The organism is Scytonema sp. HK-05, from assembly GCF_963872035.1.
GTDB lineage: Bacteria > Cyanobacteriota > Cyanobacteriia > Cyanobacteriales > Nostocaceae > Kalymmatonema.
This window is the reverse complement of sequence record NZ_CAWMYC010000138.1, coordinates 12,580-30,079: the sequence shown is the minus strand read 5'-3', so window position 1 is coordinate 30,079 and position 17,500 is coordinate 12,580. Positions and strand designations below refer to the sequence as shown.

13 protein-coding genes and 1 pseudogene are annotated in these 17,500 nt (G+C 46.6%); 6 read left to right on the top strand and 8 right to left on the bottom strand.

The window, feature by feature from the left end; translation table 11 throughout:
- Nucleotides 1-124 precede the first annotated feature (124 nt).
- The 4 genes and pseudogenes from AACT52_RS31430 to AACT52_RS31415 form a co-directional block, all read left to right on the top strand.
- Nucleotides 125-2,839, top strand: coding sequence for a TonB-dependent siderophore receptor (locus AACT52_RS31430; RefSeq protein WP_073634567.1), 2,715 nt, complete (start codon nt 125-127; stop codon nt 2,837-2,839).
- Between the two features lie 30 nt (nt 2,840-2,869).
- The gene (locus AACT52_RS31425) at nt 2,870-4,012 is read left to right on the top strand and encodes a PepSY-associated TM helix domain-containing protein (protein ID WP_073634566.1); all 1,143 of its coding nucleotides are present in this window, start codon (nt 2,870-2,872) and stop codon (nt 4,010-4,012) included.
- 15 nt (nt 4,013-4,027) lie between these two features.
- On the top strand, nt 4,028-5,341 hold the full coding sequence (locus AACT52_RS31420; protein WP_073634565.1) for an MFS transporter: 1,314 nt from the start codon (nt 4,028-4,030) through the stop codon (nt 5,339-5,341).
- Between the two features lie 256 nt (nt 5,342-5,597).
- Nucleotides 5,598-5,954: pseudogene (locus AACT52_RS31415) on the top strand (zinc ribbon domain-containing protein); the annotation flags it as partial.
- A 15-nt stretch (nt 5,955-5,969) separates the two neighbouring features.
- On the opposite strand, the gene AACT52_RS31410 reads toward AACT52_RS31415, so the two are convergent.
- The 8 genes from AACT52_RS31410 to AACT52_RS31375 all read right to left on the bottom strand — a co-directional run bounded on the left by AACT52_RS31410 (nt 5,970) and on the right by AACT52_RS31375 (nt 13,997).
- Nucleotides 5,970-6,326: a DOPA 4,5-dioxygenase family protein gene (locus tag AACT52_RS31410; protein ID WP_073634563.1), complete on the bottom strand. Its 357-nt coding sequence runs from the start codon at nt 6,324-6,326 to the stop codon at nt 5,970-5,972.
- A gap of 103 nt (nt 6,327-6,429) precedes the next feature.
- Nucleotides 6,430-7,089: an HAD family hydrolase gene (locus AACT52_RS31405; RefSeq protein ID WP_073634562.1), complete on the bottom strand. Its 660-nt coding sequence runs from the start codon at nt 7,087-7,089 to the stop codon at nt 6,430-6,432.
- Between the two features lie 333 nt (nt 7,090-7,422).
- Nucleotides 7,423-8,109, bottom strand: coding sequence for an adenylyl-sulfate kinase (locus tag AACT52_RS31400; RefSeq protein WP_073634561.1), 687 nt, complete (start codon nt 8,107-8,109; stop codon nt 7,423-7,425).
- Nucleotides 8,110-8,136: 27 nt separating this feature from the next.
- Entirely contained in the window at nt 8,137-9,051 is a 915-nt protein-coding gene (locus tag AACT52_RS31395; RefSeq protein WP_073634560.1) for a TauD/TfdA dioxygenase family protein, read from the bottom strand.
- Between the two features lie 82 nt (nt 9,052-9,133).
- Entirely contained in the window at nt 9,134-10,510 is a 1,377-nt protein-coding gene (locus tag AACT52_RS31390; protein WP_073634559.1) for an LLM class flavin-dependent oxidoreductase, read from the bottom strand.
- Between the two features lie 271 nt (nt 10,511-10,781).
- Nucleotides 10,782-11,999 carry a glutathione S-transferase family protein gene (locus AACT52_RS31385; RefSeq protein WP_073634558.1) on the bottom strand — a complete coding sequence of 406 codons (1,218 nt, stop codon included), beginning with the start codon at nt 11,997-11,999 and terminating at the stop codon, nt 10,782-10,784.
- 64 nt (nt 12,000-12,063) lie between these two features.
- Complete coding sequence (locus AACT52_RS31380; protein WP_073634557.1) at nt 12,064-12,393, bottom strand: 4Fe-4S dicluster domain-containing protein; 330 nt, start codon at nt 12,391-12,393, stop codon at nt 12,064-12,066.
- A complete protein-coding gene (locus tag AACT52_RS31375; protein ID WP_073634556.1) occupies nt 12,390-13,997 on the bottom strand; it encodes an FAD-dependent oxidoreductase in 1,608 nt (535 codons plus the stop codon). The genes AACT52_RS31380 and AACT52_RS31375 overlap by 4 nt, the downstream gene beginning before the upstream one ends.
- An 807-nt stretch (nt 13,998-14,804) precedes the next feature.
- Between AACT52_RS31375 and AACT52_RS31370 the strand changes: the two genes are divergently transcribed.
- The gene (locus tag AACT52_RS31370; protein ID WP_073634555.1) at nt 14,805-16,040 is read left to right on the top strand and encodes an MFS transporter; all 1,236 of its coding nucleotides are present in this window, start codon (nt 14,805-14,807) and stop codon (nt 16,038-16,040) included.
- Between the two features lie 462 nt (nt 16,041-16,502).
- Entirely contained in the window at nt 16,503-17,453 is a 951-nt protein-coding gene (locus AACT52_RS31365) for a c-type heme family protein (RefSeq protein WP_073634554.1), read from the top strand.
- Nucleotides 17,454-17,500: the final 47 nt, after the last annotated feature.

Genomic DNA, 17,500 nt, shown 5'->3' with positions numbered 1-17,500 from the left:
AGTGTGTAACGTAAAATTAGCATCAAAATAGTTTATTATGACCAAACTAATGCCAATAAATACTAATAAATTCAGGCAGGCTCAACTGCAAGTTGAGTGGCGCTATTGGGTGTGAGAAAAATACATGAAACGAAAGCAATTACTTCCAAGCCTGTTGCTTACAGGCTCAGCCATTGTCTTAATCACAACTCCTGCTAGAACACACGAGGTACAAGTTTTAGACAAAAAGGCTGAACACGCCCTAACTGATAAAGGAGTGAGTTTTCATCAAGGATTACCCCGGAAAATAGAGGGACCATTTGCACCAACCAAAGAGATTCGGCGACTCAGTGAGATAGAGCGTCCCATCACCAGTGCCCAAAAGCTAGTGCAGTCGCCAGCACCAACAACACCACCAGCCACAGAAGTTGTGCAAGTTACAACAGTCAAAGCGAATCCCACCAATCAGGGTGTGGAGGTGATTTTACAGACTTCTAAAGGGCAACAGTTGCAAGTCACAAATCGTAGTTCGGGCAATAGCTTTATTGTTGACATACCTAACGCTCAACTGCGTTCACCTTCGGGCGATGCATTCATATTCCGCTCCACTAAGCCAATTGCGGGTATTACTGAAATAACGGTAACAAATCAGGATGCCAATACTATCCGGGTGACGGTGACTGGTGAGGCGGGAGTACCAAAAGTTGAGTTGTTTGACAGTCCGGAGGAAGGCTTGATTTTTGGTGTTACCTCAGTTGCATCCTCGACGCCGCAGGCGCAACAACCCCAAACGCAACAAAAGCCAGAAGCAGCAGATCAGCCAGCCACCCAGACACAGCCGGGTAAACCATCCGCCCAGAGTGATGAAGCAATCGAACTGCTGGTGACGGGTGAGCAAGACGGATATAGCGTTCCTGATGCAACAACTGCGACCAGAACCGACACCCCTCTGCGCGATATTCCGCAGTCAATTCAGGTTGTTCCCCAAAAGGTACTACAAGACCAGCAAATCGTTCGGATTGGAGAAGCCGCGCGCAATGTCAGTGGAGTAACGCGAACCATTGGTTATGGTGGCTCTGTTGACAACTACAGGATACGTGGATTTTCACCAAACTTTACCCTCAAAGATGGTTTCAGACAAGACAATTTCATCACATTTACTGAATCAGCAAATATAGAACGAGTCGAAATCCTCAAAGGTCCTGCTTCAGTACTCTATGGTCAGCTTGAACCTGGTGGTATTGTTAATTACGTTACTAAGCAGCCATTGAGTGAGCCTTCCTATGGAGGTCAGTTGACAATTGGCAGCTACGATTTCTATCGTCCCACATTGGATATTTCTGGTCCATTAAATCCAGATAGGTCGGCGCTATATCGCTTGAATCTTGCCTATGAAAATGCAGGTAGTTTTCGAGATTTTGTAGATAATGAGCTTTTGTTTGTTGCACCCGTACTAAGCTATAGACTTGGCGAGAATACCAACTTAACGCTGCAAGGTGAATACTTAGATTTTGAGAAGACGTTTGATAGAGGCTTTTTACCTGAGTCTCCCTTCTTCAGGCTTCCCAGAAGTCGCTTTCTGGGAGACCCAGGCGACAGCCAAGAAATTAACACAGCTAGACTTAGCTATATATTGGAACATCGTTTTAGCAAAAATTGGTCATTGCGCAATGCATTTGCACTTCAATCCACTGATTCACGCCGTCGGAATGCAGAGCCAAACTCTTTGTTGGACGATCGCACCTTGACACGAAGCTTTAGAAGGGTTGACGATTACACGCAGGATTACATTCTGCAAACAGATTTCATCGGCAAATTCAATACTGGTTCAATAGCACATCAACTTCTCTTAGGTGTGGAGTTGAACAGAAACAAATACGACTACAGGTTTCGCATCGCCTCCGATTTCCCTAATATTGATATTTTCAATCCAGTTTATGACGCTCTGATTCCAAGCAGCTTCGACTCTGATGATTATACCGACACAACCACCGATAACGTGGGGATTTATTTTCAAGATTTGGTGTCATTGCTGCCCAATCTTAAATTACTGGCTGGTGGAAGATTTGATATTGTTGATTACGACAGTGAATTTATTGCCGATTTTCCCAACAACAGTCCGCCTGAAAAGGATAGTCGTTACTATGAAGCCTTTTCACCTCGCATTGGATTGGTTTATCAACCGATAGAACCTGTCTCGCTGTACTTTAGCTACACTCGCTCTTTCAAGCCCAACTTTACTGCTTTGACAGTTAACAGGGAGCCGTTAGAGCCTGAGCGCGGTACCCAGTATGAAGTGGGAATCAAAACTGAGCTTTTGGATAACAGACTTTCAGCAACTGTAGCAGCCTATGAAATCACAAAATCAAACGTAGCTACCACAGATCCCAACAACCGTGATTTCTATGTCGCAGCTGGAGAGGTGAAAAGTCGTGGCATTGAATTAGATATTGCGGGGCAACTTGCACCGGGCTGGAACATCATTGCTTCCTACGGTTTCAACGAAGCTTTTGTCAGCAAGGACAACAATCCTGCATCTAGAGGTAACCAGTTGCAGAACGCACCCACGCATACTGCCAGCTTATGGACAACTTACCAACTTCAAAGTGGTAGTCTAAAGGGACTGGGCTTTGGTGCGGGAATATTTTTCGTAGGTGAGCGCGAAGCCACACTTCCGAACAGCATCAAGATTCCTTCCTATGTCAGAACTGATGCCACGGTTTTCTATCAACAAAACAATTGGCGGGCGGCGCTCAACTTCAAGAACCTCTTTGATATCAAGTACTACGATTCTCAAAACTTTTCAATTTATCCTGGTGCGCCGCTTACTATTCTGGGTACAATCTCGGTGCAGTTCTGACCTTATACCAGCCCTATCGTTGACAAGCATATGCCGTCTCTAAAACTCCGTAACCTGGCATTCAAGCTGCACCGCTATATTGGTTTAGCAGTCGGACTGCTTCTTGTTTGGGTTGGCTTGACGGGCAGCCTTATAGTGTTTGAGGATGAAATCGATGAATTTCTGGTGGGTCACCAATTTGGACACGTCATTGCTCAAGGGCAGCGCCTACCAGTTGAGTCTGCCCTCAATCTTGTCCAAGCCGCTTATGCAACTCGCCCGGACTTCAAGCCCCATTCTATCGTCACGCAACCAGAAAAAAGTACCTATATTGTGCGGTTGACGCCAACGGACGGCAAAACAATTGAGGTTTTTGTCAATCCCTATAATGGTAGAATCTTGGGCGATCGCCAACAGACAACTTCCCTGCGTTTCATCGCCATTGATCTGCACTACAGTTTACTAGCAGGCAGAACAGGAGAAATCATTGTTGGCATTGCGGGTTTGTTGCTGTTTGTCCTCAGCATTACGGGTTTGATTCTCTGGCCCGGTTGGAGAAGGCTAATCAGTGGCTTTAGAATTAAACTCAACGCCCATCGCAAACGGGTTAACTTTGACATTCATAAAGTTGTAGGTATCGTTTCCGTTATATTTCTATCTCTAATTGCCTTCACAGGCTTTTGTTGGAATTTCGAGGATTTCACCAAACCCGCTATCTATGCCGTAACCGGCACCCCAAGCAAGAGCGAACCTGTTTCTCAGGCTTTGCCTGGTCAATCACCGCTTTCTTTGGTTGAAATATTACAAAAAGCTGATGCGGCTTTACCTGGTGCGGTGACAACCTTTTTTGTGTTTCCAAGTAAACCAGAAGGTATTTATAGCATATATAAGAAATTTCCGCAAGAAGTTAACAGCTACGGCAACAGTGCTGTTTATTTAGACCAGTACACCGGGCAAGTCTTGCGGGTAGATAATGCCTTGGAAGCACCAGTAGGCGATCGCATCTTTAACTATTTTGACCAGCTGCACTATGGTACTTTCGGCGGCTTTCCCACACGCATACTCTACGTTTTCGTTGGGCTTTCACCCCTAACTCTGTTTATCACTGGTTTGAGGATGTATCGCTATCGCCGCCAAGACAAAAGTGGTAGACAGCAGACAGTGAGAATTGTTGAGCATTCTGAAACAAGCTAGGGCGCTTATTCTAACATGAGAACTTTCATTATCGTCTGGCTTGGTCAAACTGTTTCTATTATTGGTAGTAGCATGACCGCCTTTGCTTTCAGTCTTTGGGCGTGGGAACTCACTGGTCAAGCTACATCATTAGCTTTGTTTGGTTTCTTTATACAGATACCACAAGTCTTGATTGCGCCCATAGCTGGAGTCGTTGTAGACCGCAGCGATCGTAAATTACTGATGATGCTTGGCGATACAGTAAGCGGTCTGTTGACCATTATTGTCTTACTGCTTTGCTTGACTCATCATTTGCAACTATGGCATTTATACGTGGTTGCATTTATCAAGGGAACTTTTGAGCAATTTCAACAACTGGCTTTCTCGGCATCAATATCTATGATGCTGCCAAAGCAGCACTACAGTCGTGCTAGTAGCATGGGCTTTCTGGCAAATTATGGTTCTCGTATCATCGCACCAGTATTGGCAGGTGCCTTTTACGCCTCCATCGGGCTGGTTGGTATTTTGATGATTGATATCACGACTTTTGCAATTGCGGTTACCACAGTGCTGCGAGTCAGTATCCCGCGACCAACCATAACAGAAGCTGGTATCCAAAATTACAGAAACCTGAGGCAGGATTTGGGCTTTGGCTTGAGCTACATTGTTGCACGCCCGAGTCTACTTGCGATGCTCGTGTTAACGTCATTATTCTGGTTCGCCCATGACATCGGTGATTCCGTTTATTCGCCAATGATTCTGGCACGCACTGGTAATGATGCTAGAGTCTTAGGCAGTTTAGCCTCAGCAGCGGGGATAGGTGGGGTCGTTGGGGCGTTGCTTATCAGCAGTTGGGGTGGTTTCAAGCGCCGAATTAATGGGCTGCTGTTAGGTATGGTAGGCGCGGGTTTGAGCAAAACGGTATTTGGTCTGGGTCATACACCATTAATTTGGATTCCTGCTCAATTTTGCTCTTCTTTCAATTTTCCAATACTTGGGAGTTCTAACGACGCTATTTGGTTAAGCAAAGTAAAACCTGAAGTACAAGGGCGTGTTTTTGCCACGCGCTCTGTCATTTTATCGGTGACTTCAGCAGTAGCATATTTAATAGCAGGACCACTGGCAGATTATATCTTTGAACCAGCTATGATGCCTATAGCTAATTTCGCACCCTTATTGGGTAAGATATTCGGCACTGGAAAAGGTGCGGGAATGGCACTGCTGTATGTTATTTCTTCACTATGCTTGTTAGTTGTTGGCTTGTGTGGATATACCTTAAGTGTCTTGCGTGACGTGGAAATCATTGTACCCGACCATGATGCCGATGCTCCCGGAACTTCTAGAAAATAGATACTCCTGCTTGATGGCGATCGCCACAGAAATCGGCGCAAGCTCCTCATGTCTCCCCTGCACGGAACTCGCATACGAGTTTACAGACAGCAAATCTGTGACCTGACAGATAAAGTCATCAGTCAGTATCCAATTGGTAAGGCTTATGTAGCACTCTTTTGAGTAGAGTTAAAGAATTTGGCAACTTTTCAAAACGCTGATTATGGCGATCGCCCGAAGGGCGGTGGGGTAAAGCCCAATCGCCATTTCATTCGTATTTAATAACTTTCTTGCTTACAAATTAGAACGCAAAGGCGGAAAGTTGGTTGAGATTGACAGATGGTTCCCCAGTTCAAAGCTGTGCTCTAATTGTTACGACCATGTTGATGAAATGCCACTAGATGTCAGGCAATGGACTTGCCCTCACTGCGGTATTGATCACGACAGGGACGGTAACGCTGCAACAAACATTAGAGCGGAGGGCATCAGGATGCTAAAGACGGATGGGACAGTCGTCTCTGCCAGTGGAGGGGAGGTAAGACCAAGGGGAGGACGCAAGTCCAATCTCAGGCACTCGCCTGTGAAGCTGGAAGCCCCAACTTCAGGCGTTCGCGCAGCGTGCCGCCAGGCATAGCCAAGTTGGGGTAGTTCACCTTGTTCTAACGCGCCGAAGGAACTCGATATTAAGCTCTAGCTTTTCTCCTAGCCATAAGGCATGGTCTGTGTGGTCTTTCACATCATCGCCCGTCTCAGGATGGATTAAGATATCCAACCCCTGATGATTGAGCATTAACCAGGGGACGACTTTGTCAAACTGATTCGGTAAGAAAGCAACTTGATACATTGATTTTGGGTGTGGACCGATGGGCTGATCATGCCAGCGCCCAAGCCGCACCTCGAACTTAGCGCCCAATTCTTCGCGTACAAGCGCAGCTGCATCACGAGTTGCGGTATCGAAGTAGACATGAGCATGGAAACCAGTGATTTCGCTAGTCTCTTGTGTCATCGCTGTATGTTTCACTTTTCGCTCTCAACTCTCATTTAACACCAATTTCAAAAATGATTGTCACTTTCTTATCGTCTAAAAGCTTATCTAATAAACTTAGTCCTTAGCTCAACTTGATCTCAAGCAATCTTGGAATATCATCTGGAGAATGGGCAATCAAGTCAGCACCGTGAGCCTTTAACTCCTGCTCAGTTCCATAGCCATACGTCACGCCAATCGAAGCAATCTGATGGTGCTTAGCTCCAATAATATCGTGTGCGCGATCGCCTACCATGACCACAGTAGGCGGTGAAAGATTTTCTGTCAGTAAAATGTGGTGAATTAAGTCGGCTTTCACGCTTCGGGTTCCGTTAAGTTCACTACCGTAAACACCATCGAAAAGCGACGATAACGCAAAATGTTCAATAATGCGTCTAGCATAAATATGTGGTTTTGAAGTTGCAACAAAGGTTTTATAACCAGCAAAGCGAATAGCTTGTAAAGTTTCTGGAATCTGGGGATAAAGGGAGTTTTCAAATAATCCAATCGAGGAAAAGCGACTACGATACAGTGAAAGTGCCTGTTCAAGCACCGTGGCATCTGATGTCTTCAGTAGCAGCGAAAAACTATCTTTGAGTGGAGGACCAATACACCAATGCAAGTCATCAGCATCCGGTGGTTTGTGACCAAGTTTAAATAGGGCATACTGAATGCAGCCAGTGATGCCAGGCTTAGGATCTGTCAACGTCCCGTCTAGATCAAAAAGGATAGTGTAGGAAAGCATATTGTTGAACAGCTAACTGTGCTTTGCATGTGGATCGATTGCTCCCGACACTATCTTAGTTGACCAAAACTAGGGGTGTAGGGGGTAGGGTGTAAGGGGTGAAGAGAAGACAATATGAATGAACACCCGACCCTGGACCCAATTGGTTTGAAGCCCCTCAATTTATTGATGGAGAAAACAAAAATTTTATTCATTATTAAATCCCCAAGGGTTCATTGATGGGGATACCCCACACCCCACACCCCATGCCCCACACCCTTTTTAAACTCTGCGCCCTAGCTGAGAAGCATTGCTATCTACTGAATTCTGGCTCCTGACTTCTGACTCCTTGTACTAGTGATATGCTCTAAAGAACAGAATAGGTTCTTCCAAGTTGTTATTCTTGACTAAGGCATCAGCATGCTGCACAGGGTTCGATTGTGCAAAGTAAATCCGTTGTGCAGCATGATAGCGCTGACGATACAAATGGAGCGCGTTCTCCCTGGATCCAAGCTGCGCGGCGTCTCTGTTTACCCCACGCTGCTCAGCTACCTCAAAATCTGTATCCACATAGATACGATAGTCAAAGTAGGAGACCAGTTCTGGTCGCAGCAAAAAGCTGGCAGCAAAGAGGAAGATGTCTCCAGGATTAGCCTTCTTAGGCTCGTCTTCCAGCAAAGCATCTGTTTCCAAGTCGAACCCGCGTGCTTGGTAAACTAGGTTACCCCCAGATCCTAGTGGAGCAAGTACAAGCTTTATGAGCAGGGGATAGTTGTAGGCATCGAAATAGTACCCTTCGGCGGACTCACGCCCTCGACGATGGCGCAGGGAACGCGGGTTATGGAAATCATCCACAGCAATGTTAATACAGCTTCGCCCGCGTTTCGCTAAGGTCTGCTCTACCTCTTGAGCCAAAGTAGATTTTCCACTGGCGGTAATGCCGGTCACTGCCACCCGCAGAACGCGAGAAGGTAAAGCCACGGCACGCTCGATAAGAGTATCGGCGATTGTTTCAATAACACTGCTGCGTGTATCACTCATGTGCTATATTCCTTAGCCATCTCAAGATTAAGCAGTAACCGGCACGCGTCGGTTGTACGTAGAAGAGTCTCCCTTGACCACCTCACTCTGTTTGCCGTCGATGCCAACTGGGATGTCACCAACGATTGTCACTCGCTGAACGTGGCGGGGCTGGTCACCGTAATCGGCGATCGCATAGTGCTGAGTAGCGCGGTTGTCCCAGAACGCCACGTCACCAACTTGCCAACGCCAGCGGACTGTGTTCTCGGGACGTGTCACGTACGACTGCAACAGTCTGACAATGTCGTCCGATTCTGTCTGTGATAGACCACGGATTCGGCGAACGAAACCGCCAATGAAGAGACCCCGCTCCCCAGACTCCGGATGCACCCGTACGACTGGATGAATGGTTTCGTATACGGTGGAGGTGAAGACAGCCCGGTAAGCCCGCACCTCTTCAGGAACATCGACTATAGCAGCTGCATAGTCATAAGCGTTGCTGTGCACAGCCCAGAGTTGGTCTGCGAGATTCCGCAGATGCGCTGGTAAGTCTTGGTATGCAGTGACGGAGTTTGCCCAGATAGTGTCGCCTCCTGACGGGGGGATGGCGATCGCCCGTAAGATTGAGCCTAGGGGCGGGCGATCCACGAACGTAACATCGGTGTGCCAGTTGTTCGCGCGGGCGACGGTTCGGGTGTAATTTAGGTCAAGGATTTCTGGGTGTTCCGGGAGCGAGGGTACTGTGGGGTGCGCTGTAGTGACCTCACCGAAGCGGCGAGCGAAAGCGACCTGCCCGTTGGCGTCGAGCTGCTGGCGACGGAAGAAGATCACCTTGTATTGGACTAGGGTGCTGCGGATCTCGCTGATGATGTCGTCGCTGAGGTCAGCACTCAAGTCAACACCAACGATTTCGGCACCAATGCGTCCTGCAACTGGTTGGATTTCAAAATTTTTAGAACTCATGTGTTTGTATCTCCTGTGTTTGTATCTCTGGAGGGCGTACTCGTGCTTTTTTCTTTATAAGTGTGAACCCATACAGGTGAAATTATGCTCCAGCACCGACGGTCGCCAGATGAGCAGATGCCGCAACGCTGCTGAACTGATTTGCCGGACGCGGCAGTCCGAGATTCTCCCGCAGGGTTCGACCTTCGTACTCGGTGCGGAACAGTCCCCGACGTTGCAGTTCAGGAACCACCAGATCCACAAAATCATCTAAACCACCAGGCAAATAAGGTGGCATGATGTTGAACCCATCAGCCCCACCGTTGACGAACCAGTCTTCAAGCTGATCGGCAATCTGTTGGGGTGTTCCCAATATCTGCCGATGCCCACGTGCGCCGGCAATCCACAAATACAGTTGCCGGATCGTTAAATTCTCTCTCCGCGCAAGATCAGTCAGCAGTTTCTGACGGCTTTTGCCGCCATTGGTCTCTGGTAGGTCTGGAAGCGGACCATCCAACGGGTAGCCGGACAAATCGAATCCTCCTATCATCCCCCCGAGCAAACTCAAGCCGACGACCGGATCGATTAACTCCTGAATCTGATCGAATTTGTCTTTAGCTTCCTGCTCAGTCTTGCCAATCACCGGGAACACCCCTGGCATGATCTTGAGACTGTCGGGAGAGCGTCCATACTTCGCCAGCCTCCCCTTGACGTCCGCATAGAAGGCTTGGGCTTCTGCCAGTGTCTGCTGAGCGGTGAAAATTACCTCCGCCGTTTGCGCCGCAAGATTCTTACCGTCCTCGGAAGAGCCGGCTTGGATAATCACCGGATACCCTTGTGGTGGACGAGCCACATTCAGCGGTCCGCGTACGGAAAAGTGCTCGCCCTTGTGGTTGGGAATGTGCAACTTGTCTGGGTCGAAGTAAACCCCGGACCCTTTGTCGCGTAAGAAGGCATCGTCTTCCCAACTATCCCAAAGCGCTGTGACAACATCCACAAACTCTTTGGCACGCTCATAGCGCAGCGTATGCTCCATGTGCTTTTCTCGGCTGAAGTTTTTCGCTTCAACTTCCGTAGCGGAGGTTACGAGATTCCATCCCGCACGACCACCGCTGAGATGATCAAGCGACGCAAACTTGCGGGCGAGGTGATAAGGTTCGTTGTAAGTGGTCGATACCGTCGCCGTCAACCCAATGTGCTCCGTCACCACCGACAAGGCTGACAACAAAGTTAGGGGTTCAAAGTGGACGACTGTCGTTCGGCTCAAAGCCTCCTTCCCTTGTCCCCGCTCCCGCACAGCCACGCCGTCTGCAAGAAAGAGCATATCAAATTTGCCCCGTTCCGCCGTCTGCGCCAGCCGCTGATAATGCTGGAAGTTCAGACCTCCGTCAGCCTGGGCGTCCGGGTGCCGCCAAGCCGCTACGTGATGTCCAGAGCCTGGCAAGAATGCACCTAGTCTAAGTTGTTTTTTCGTACTCATTTTCTTTTGTTTCTCCTGTTTGAGACGAGTCGGGTGTCAACAAGAAATGGTTAGAACAGCCGCCTCACTCACGCGTTCAGCAGGGTCAATCTTTTCGCGCTTACTGGTTGCTTACACCTATCCATGCTGGATACACTCCATTAGATGTAAAACGAACTGTTAGTAAATCTAACTAAATGATCTGCAAATATTCTCCGATATATTTATCGATCTAGTCAAGATTTACTTGAGTTGCGCTATATTCTGAGTTCTGTGTTCTGATTTCTGCTCGTTAATAGAGCGATGCCAACACTTTATCAGCAGCTGCCCGGAATGCCGTGGCGGCACCTGCGCTCATATCACGGGGCGCACAGATGCGATTCCTTACATAGGCGAGTGCGATCGCTCCAACAGCAGCGACAACTGGATCAGCATTGTCCTTACCGCCCACGCGCCCCCACGGTAAGGGTGTACCATTCCCATTGATCAGATAATCAGCCAGCAGTCTGAGGTGAAAATCAACCGCTTCTTTAACGGCTGTTGTGTCGCCATTTACCGCCAATGCTTGCACCCCAGAGTTTTTCAGGATGTCCCCTATAGCGACTTCTCGGTTATCACTCAGTCTTTCAGCAGCTTCTGCCCGAAATTGGATTTCCTGGCTAGCTGCTGTATCTAGAGGCAACAGATTGCCGATTGGTGTCACGCCCCATCTGCGACGCAGCAGTAAATTGTTGGTGATGTCATCCGATTTGACCCTCTGATAAGCGGGACGCTGCTTGAGTGCTTCAAACCAAGCGTTGATGCGAGGAAACCGTGGATTTCCCTTGATGTGATACCCCCGGTACACGGGTAAGTTAGCCGCCAATCGGTCAAGATGGGGGCTATAGGTAATGTCTACCAAGCTAAACGTTGACAAAAAGTAGGGACCTGGGTATTTTCCTAAAGTTTGCTCAAGTTCGTCTAATTTCGCTTCAAAACCAGCTTGCAAATTTGCTAATTCATTAGGATCTTCAGAGGCTTGTCTCAGGAATTTGTAGGCGATATCTCTAAAACCATTCGTTTCCGCATCCTCAAGCCACTGCCTGGCAACGGTGTTTTCCTCTGGATCTTCAGGCAACAAGGTTGATCCAAATCGTTCTTCCAATGCTAAGAGAATGTCTTTGGACTCATAGACTAACTTTCCCTCAATTTTTGCTGCTGGGACAAGGGTTGTGGGAACTAAGTCGGTATACCATTTCGGCTTGTTACTCAAATCGATAAACTCGGTTGCAAATGGAATTTCCTTTTCTTCCAGAGCAAACCAGACCCGTTCGCAGAAAGGACACCAAGAGTTGGTATCACGGTAGAGCAGCACTGGCGGTTCTGTATCTGGCGGCAGTTTATGGAGACTGCTGGGGATAGGAGCGGTAGAAGGGGACTGCCCAGGTCTACGCACGCGTCGAGCAGGGGTATTTTTTTGAGCAATCTCTAAGAGTTGTTCCCAAGTGGATACTGTATCTTGAATTGTCATTGTTCACCTTCCTATACAAAAAAATTTCAAAGTTAGTGGTTGGTGAGGTTCCGATAGTCTATCGCTACGGAGAATATTTAAAGAATTTCGCAGACTGTTCTGCTTGGGCAGCGCTGGTGCGTCCTCGTCCCCATCCCAACCTTTGGCGGTAGGTTCCAAGCAATCCCGACTGTACTAACATGTCCTCATTGACTGCAACGGATTCGTCTGCTTGGGGGGCAACGAACAAGGCATCGACCGGACAATACAGTTCGCAAAGGTAACAGGTTTGGCAATCGCTTTGGCGGGCGATTTTAGGGGGAGCATTGGGCACTTTGTCAAACACGTTGGTTGGGCAAGCAGTCACACAGATATTGCACTTGATACAACGAGATTCACTGACCAGTTCAATCATTGTTTTACTAACTCCTTGACTGAAATATCTTGTTCAGGCTTAACCCAAACGCGATCCAGCCCACCGCTGAGCAAACGGTGTTGTTGTTTCGCATCCAGTTGGGGATAGTCTTCGTGTTTGTGCATGCCGCGAGATTCTTTGCGTTCCAGGGCAGTGGCGTACATCCACCGTGCTGTTGCAACCATTGCTGCGGCTTCCCTTGCTTGGATTGCCTGTTTGTCTGACAGAACCGATGTGTTGCGAATTTCCACCCACAGTTCGTGCAGTTTGTCAAGAGATTCTGACAAGTTTTGTTCTGTGCGGAACAGGTTGCGATCGTAAGGAATCACTTCTGCCTGCACTGCTCGAATCACTTCTGTGGGGTCAAAGGTGCGGCTGGTATCAGGATGAAGAGCTGCGCCACCAATTCTCTGCACTGATCGTTGATTCACCCTATCCCCCAGTTGACGAGCATAAGAGGCAGCCGCCTCACCTGCCCAGCAACCAGAAGCACTCGCCCATGCTGCATTTGGACTGCCACCCCCTGATCCGCCACCGCAAATGAGTTCCCGCGTGGCGGCATCTCCAACCGCATAAAGACCGGGAACAGACGTGGCGCAGGTTTCATCAACAATCCGCAATCCACCCGTGCCGCGCACAGTTCCCTCTAAACGTAGCGTGACGGGGAATCGTTGCGTGAAGGGGTCGATCCCAACTCGCTCGAAGGGTAGGAAGAAGTTATGTTGAATCGTCTGCATCCAACTTCTTTCTTCTTCAGAGGCTTTGTCGATGCAGGCGTAAACGGGTTGGGTGAGCAATGTGCGGGCAATAACTCGGCGATCGCCCTCAATCACGGTACCATCTTCATAGGTAAAGGTGGCATAGCGGTAATACGCGCCTTTCGTAACAGAGGCAAAGGCGGGAGTCAAGGCGTAGGCATTGGAAAACTCCATCCCCGATAGTTCGGCACCGGCTTCAGCTGCCATGAGATAGCCATCTCCTGTGAGGACATTGCAGCCCAAGGTTTTGCTGAGGAAGGCACAACCCCCAGTAGCGAGAATGACGGCTCCGGCTCGAATTGTCCAGCGATCGCCCGTTTGCCGACTGATCCCTTTCGCTCCCGCCACACCACCGTCTATATCCACGAGCAGTTCCAGTGCCGGGCTGTGGTCGAGGATTTTCACCCCTGCCTTTTTCACCTGTTTCCTCATCAACCGCATATACTCTGCACCTTGATGCAGTGAACGCAGATAGGGATGTCCATTATCATCCACTGAAAAGGGATAGCCCCACTCAACTAAGCGATTTAGGTTAATCCTTGCCTGATCCAAAACACGGTTCATCCAGTGGCGATCGCACAAAAACCCGCCCAACGTTTCTCGCTTGGACAACTCTGCCTCGCGGTTCGCTTCTTTTGAGATATACCAAACCGTTGTACCAGCAGCTGCTGTAGCTCCGCTGGTTCCGCAGTAGCCTTTATCTGCCAGAATGACCTTCGCCCCTTGAGTTGCCGCACTCCAAGCTGCCCAAGTGCCTGCGGGTCCACCTCCTATGACAAGGACATCCGCTTCCAAATCTAGGTGAGAACCGAGGGTAGATGCTGGCTCTGAATCATGAGCACTCACGGTTGTTGATTCTCCTAATTGTTAAATGGCTGGTAGCGATGAACAACTAAAAATACGCTAATTACATCAATATACCGTATATTAACCTGATTACAAAAATAGTTAACTGGAAAAAGCAAGCGCCTGATTGAAAAAATTGCCACTATATCTCGATTTTGGCGCTTAGTCGCTCAATCAGAGCCAATACGCTTCGGATAAGACTTGATGCGGGTCGCGGCAGGGGGGGGATCTTATCGGAACCTTATTGGGTGCGATTTCTAAGTCGCACTCCCGTTTTGGCAAGCTGACTCCTACAATTTTCCCGAATTGGCACAGTGACCTCCCACACATCCTTTCCAAAAAAAAGATGCGTTTGTTCCGCCTTGGTGCTGCATAATTATCGTTTTCTGTCGGTAATGAACTAATAGTTATGGAATTTACGCACTTTACTTTGAGACAGTTCGTGCATCAAGGGCACTGCACTCAGTCTTCTTGGTTGAAGTGACCAGAATACTGGCAATTTTTTCCATTTCTATCCCAAAATTGCATAACCTGAGCGTGCTTACACCTATTAAAAATACAGCAAGGTTAGCTGATTCATGCTTAACTTCTGTTGCGCAAATTAACTAAGTGTTAATGCATACAAAAAAAGTTATGTAAAAGCATAAATTTTAAATATATCAATTTTTCTTAATTGAACATTTTTTTTGCTTGTCTAAGTATTTGTAAATTTTGCTCTTTTCAAGCAATGTCTCACTCAAATACAACCCATTGATTGTCCAGTCATTAACAACAAAAACCATCCTCTTTTTTCTAGGAGAAAAAATCATGACTTCATTAGTAAAGAAAATCAACACTAAAAAGGCAGACTCCCTAAAAATTGATGCCAATCTTGTTTTGATAGTTGGTATATCCTTAGTAGCAATTAGTGGGATACTTAGCATTAATCCTATAATGCCAAATATTGCAAATTCATTCAATATTCCACCCCAAAAAATTGGACTAGTAATGACAATTTTTCTGATGCCAACTACAGTTGGAACTCTGGTTTTTGGAGCGTTAGCTGACCGTATTGGTACGAAGAAAATCCTCATTCCTTCTCTGCTACTGTTTGGAGTTGGCGGAATATTATGCGCGTTCGCTAATAATTTTCGCAGCTTATTGGAGTGGCGGTTTTTGACAGGTATAGGTGCTGCTAGTTTAGAGTCTTTGGAACTCACTCTGATCAGCGATTTATATAGTGGGAAAATGCTCACTTCTGCAATGGGGTTTAACGCCGCAATCATTGGCGTTGCTGCCACAATTTATCCTCTAATTGGTGGGTTCTTAGGCGAGTTGAGTTGGCGATATCCTTTTTTACTATCGGTATTAGCCTTTCCAGTAGCATTGTTAATTTCCCAGAAGCTGAAGGTAGCAAGCAAGCAAAAGAATACTCAGAATTTGAATCTGGGCACCTATCTCAAAACTACCTGTGACAATATTAAGAATCCTCAAGTGTTTGGGCTACTGTTTACGGTGTTTTCTTTATTCGTCATTGAGTTAGGTAGTTTCTATACCTATATCCCAATCTATGCAGGAACTCAACTAGGCGCTTCGGGAGCAGAAATTGGTATTATTATTTGCTGTCAGTCAATAGCTTTTTCCTTTGCTGCTTCTCAACTGGGATTTTTGGCAACTAAGCTTTCAGAAAAAAACTTAATCATATCAGGTTTTCTTCTGTGTGGTTTGTCACTAGTACTTATGCCTACAATTCATAACACTTGGTTGCTGATCATTCCCTGTATTATATTTGGTGTATCTGCAGCCTTGGCTTTACCAACCCTGCAAGCAATGTTAGCAGGAATTGCCCCAGAAGGTTACCGGGCTGGATTTATGGCCTTGAATGTTACAGTTCAATCACTGGGAAGGGCGCTAGGTCCGTTACTTGCAGGTCTTGCTTACGGTGTTTGGGGAATCCAAGGAGTCTTTTATGCTAGTGCTGTTCTTACCATCATCACAGTTGTAGTATTTGGTTCGTTGCTAACTTCCAAAAAAACGAGAGCAGTTAAACAGCTAGAGTTGTAAAATTAATTTTCACGCAATCAAAGATTTTTATAATCGTTAGGTCGAGAGAAAGATAACTACTCGACCTTTTGTCTTGGAAAAAACTGTATATATTTTTTCCTCAAACAGGCTATTCAATTTGTTTCCCTAGTCTTGATGGAACCCGTGACTTTTCGACGAGATTTTTGAGGCTTGTATCCTAGATTTTTGTTTTCTCAAGAAAGAACTCAGAACTCAGAGGTCAGAATTCAGAATTTAGGACATGTCCAGAAACTAGAAAAAATAAGAATAATTCTGTACTCCTGAGCCATGATTCGGGTTATTACCCTCCGCAACTTCCGTTGAGAAAAAAGAATTCTAAGCGTACCTGACTCAATTGCCCACATTTATCCTTAGAATCATTCTGATTTATGTCTTCTTCTCAATCTTTGTTTTTGTGATTGATAATTAACATAGTTTATTTATACATGACATTGTAGAGATATGTTAAGAACATTTTCACAAAATCTTAACGATTTAGCATTAGCTCAAAAGCTGACCATACTACTACTCGTAATATTTCTGGGAGGAATTACCTTTAGTGGTATCGCTTTGGCTAACATCCTGAATTATAAAGCTCAAAATGAAATCACTTCCAATGCTTTATTGCTGTTGCGAACTCTAAACTCTGTTCGTTCTTATACAAACAATGAAGTCACTCCACACTTGGAGGCAAGTTTAGGGAATCAGGGGTTTTTACCGCAAGTTGTCCCTGCTTATTCGTCCCGTAAAGTCTTTGATTCCTTACGTAAAGATAATAATTCCTATCAGGACTTTTTGTATAAAGAAGCAATGCTAAATCCCACTAATCTTCAAGACATGGCTGATAGCTTTGAAAAAGAGATTATACAAAATTTCGCTCAGAACAAAAATATGCAACAAACGTCAGGATTTCGTTCTTTTCAGGGAGAAAAATACTTTTATGTCGCTCGCCCCTTAGCTCTCAATGATGCTAGTTGCTTGAGATGTCACAGTACGCCTGAAGTTGCACCCAAAGAAATGATTAAAATTTATGGAGATCAAAATGGTATGGGGTGGAAATTGAATGAAGTTCTGGGCGCTCAGATTGTTTCTGTACCAACGAATGAAGTTTTGCAGAAAACTCGTCAATCTTTTATTTTAGTGATGGGTATTGTCACAATAATTTTTGCGATCGCCATCTACATGGCTAACTTTTGGCTGAAGCGGTATGTTGTTCGACCAATCAAACGCGTCGTTAGGGTTGCAGAAGCTGTAAGTACGGGTGATATGGAGGCTGATTTTGAAAAAGTATCCAACGATGAAGTTGGCAGTTTGGTGGAAGCCTTTACACGTATGAAGTTGAGTTTGGTGATGGCAATTAGAAGGTTGGAACAATACCGTATAGACCATCGCGAACCCCACGATAAGTTATAACGGTGCTAAAGTTGTAGAATAGTGAACCGCGCAGGAAGATGCCTTCC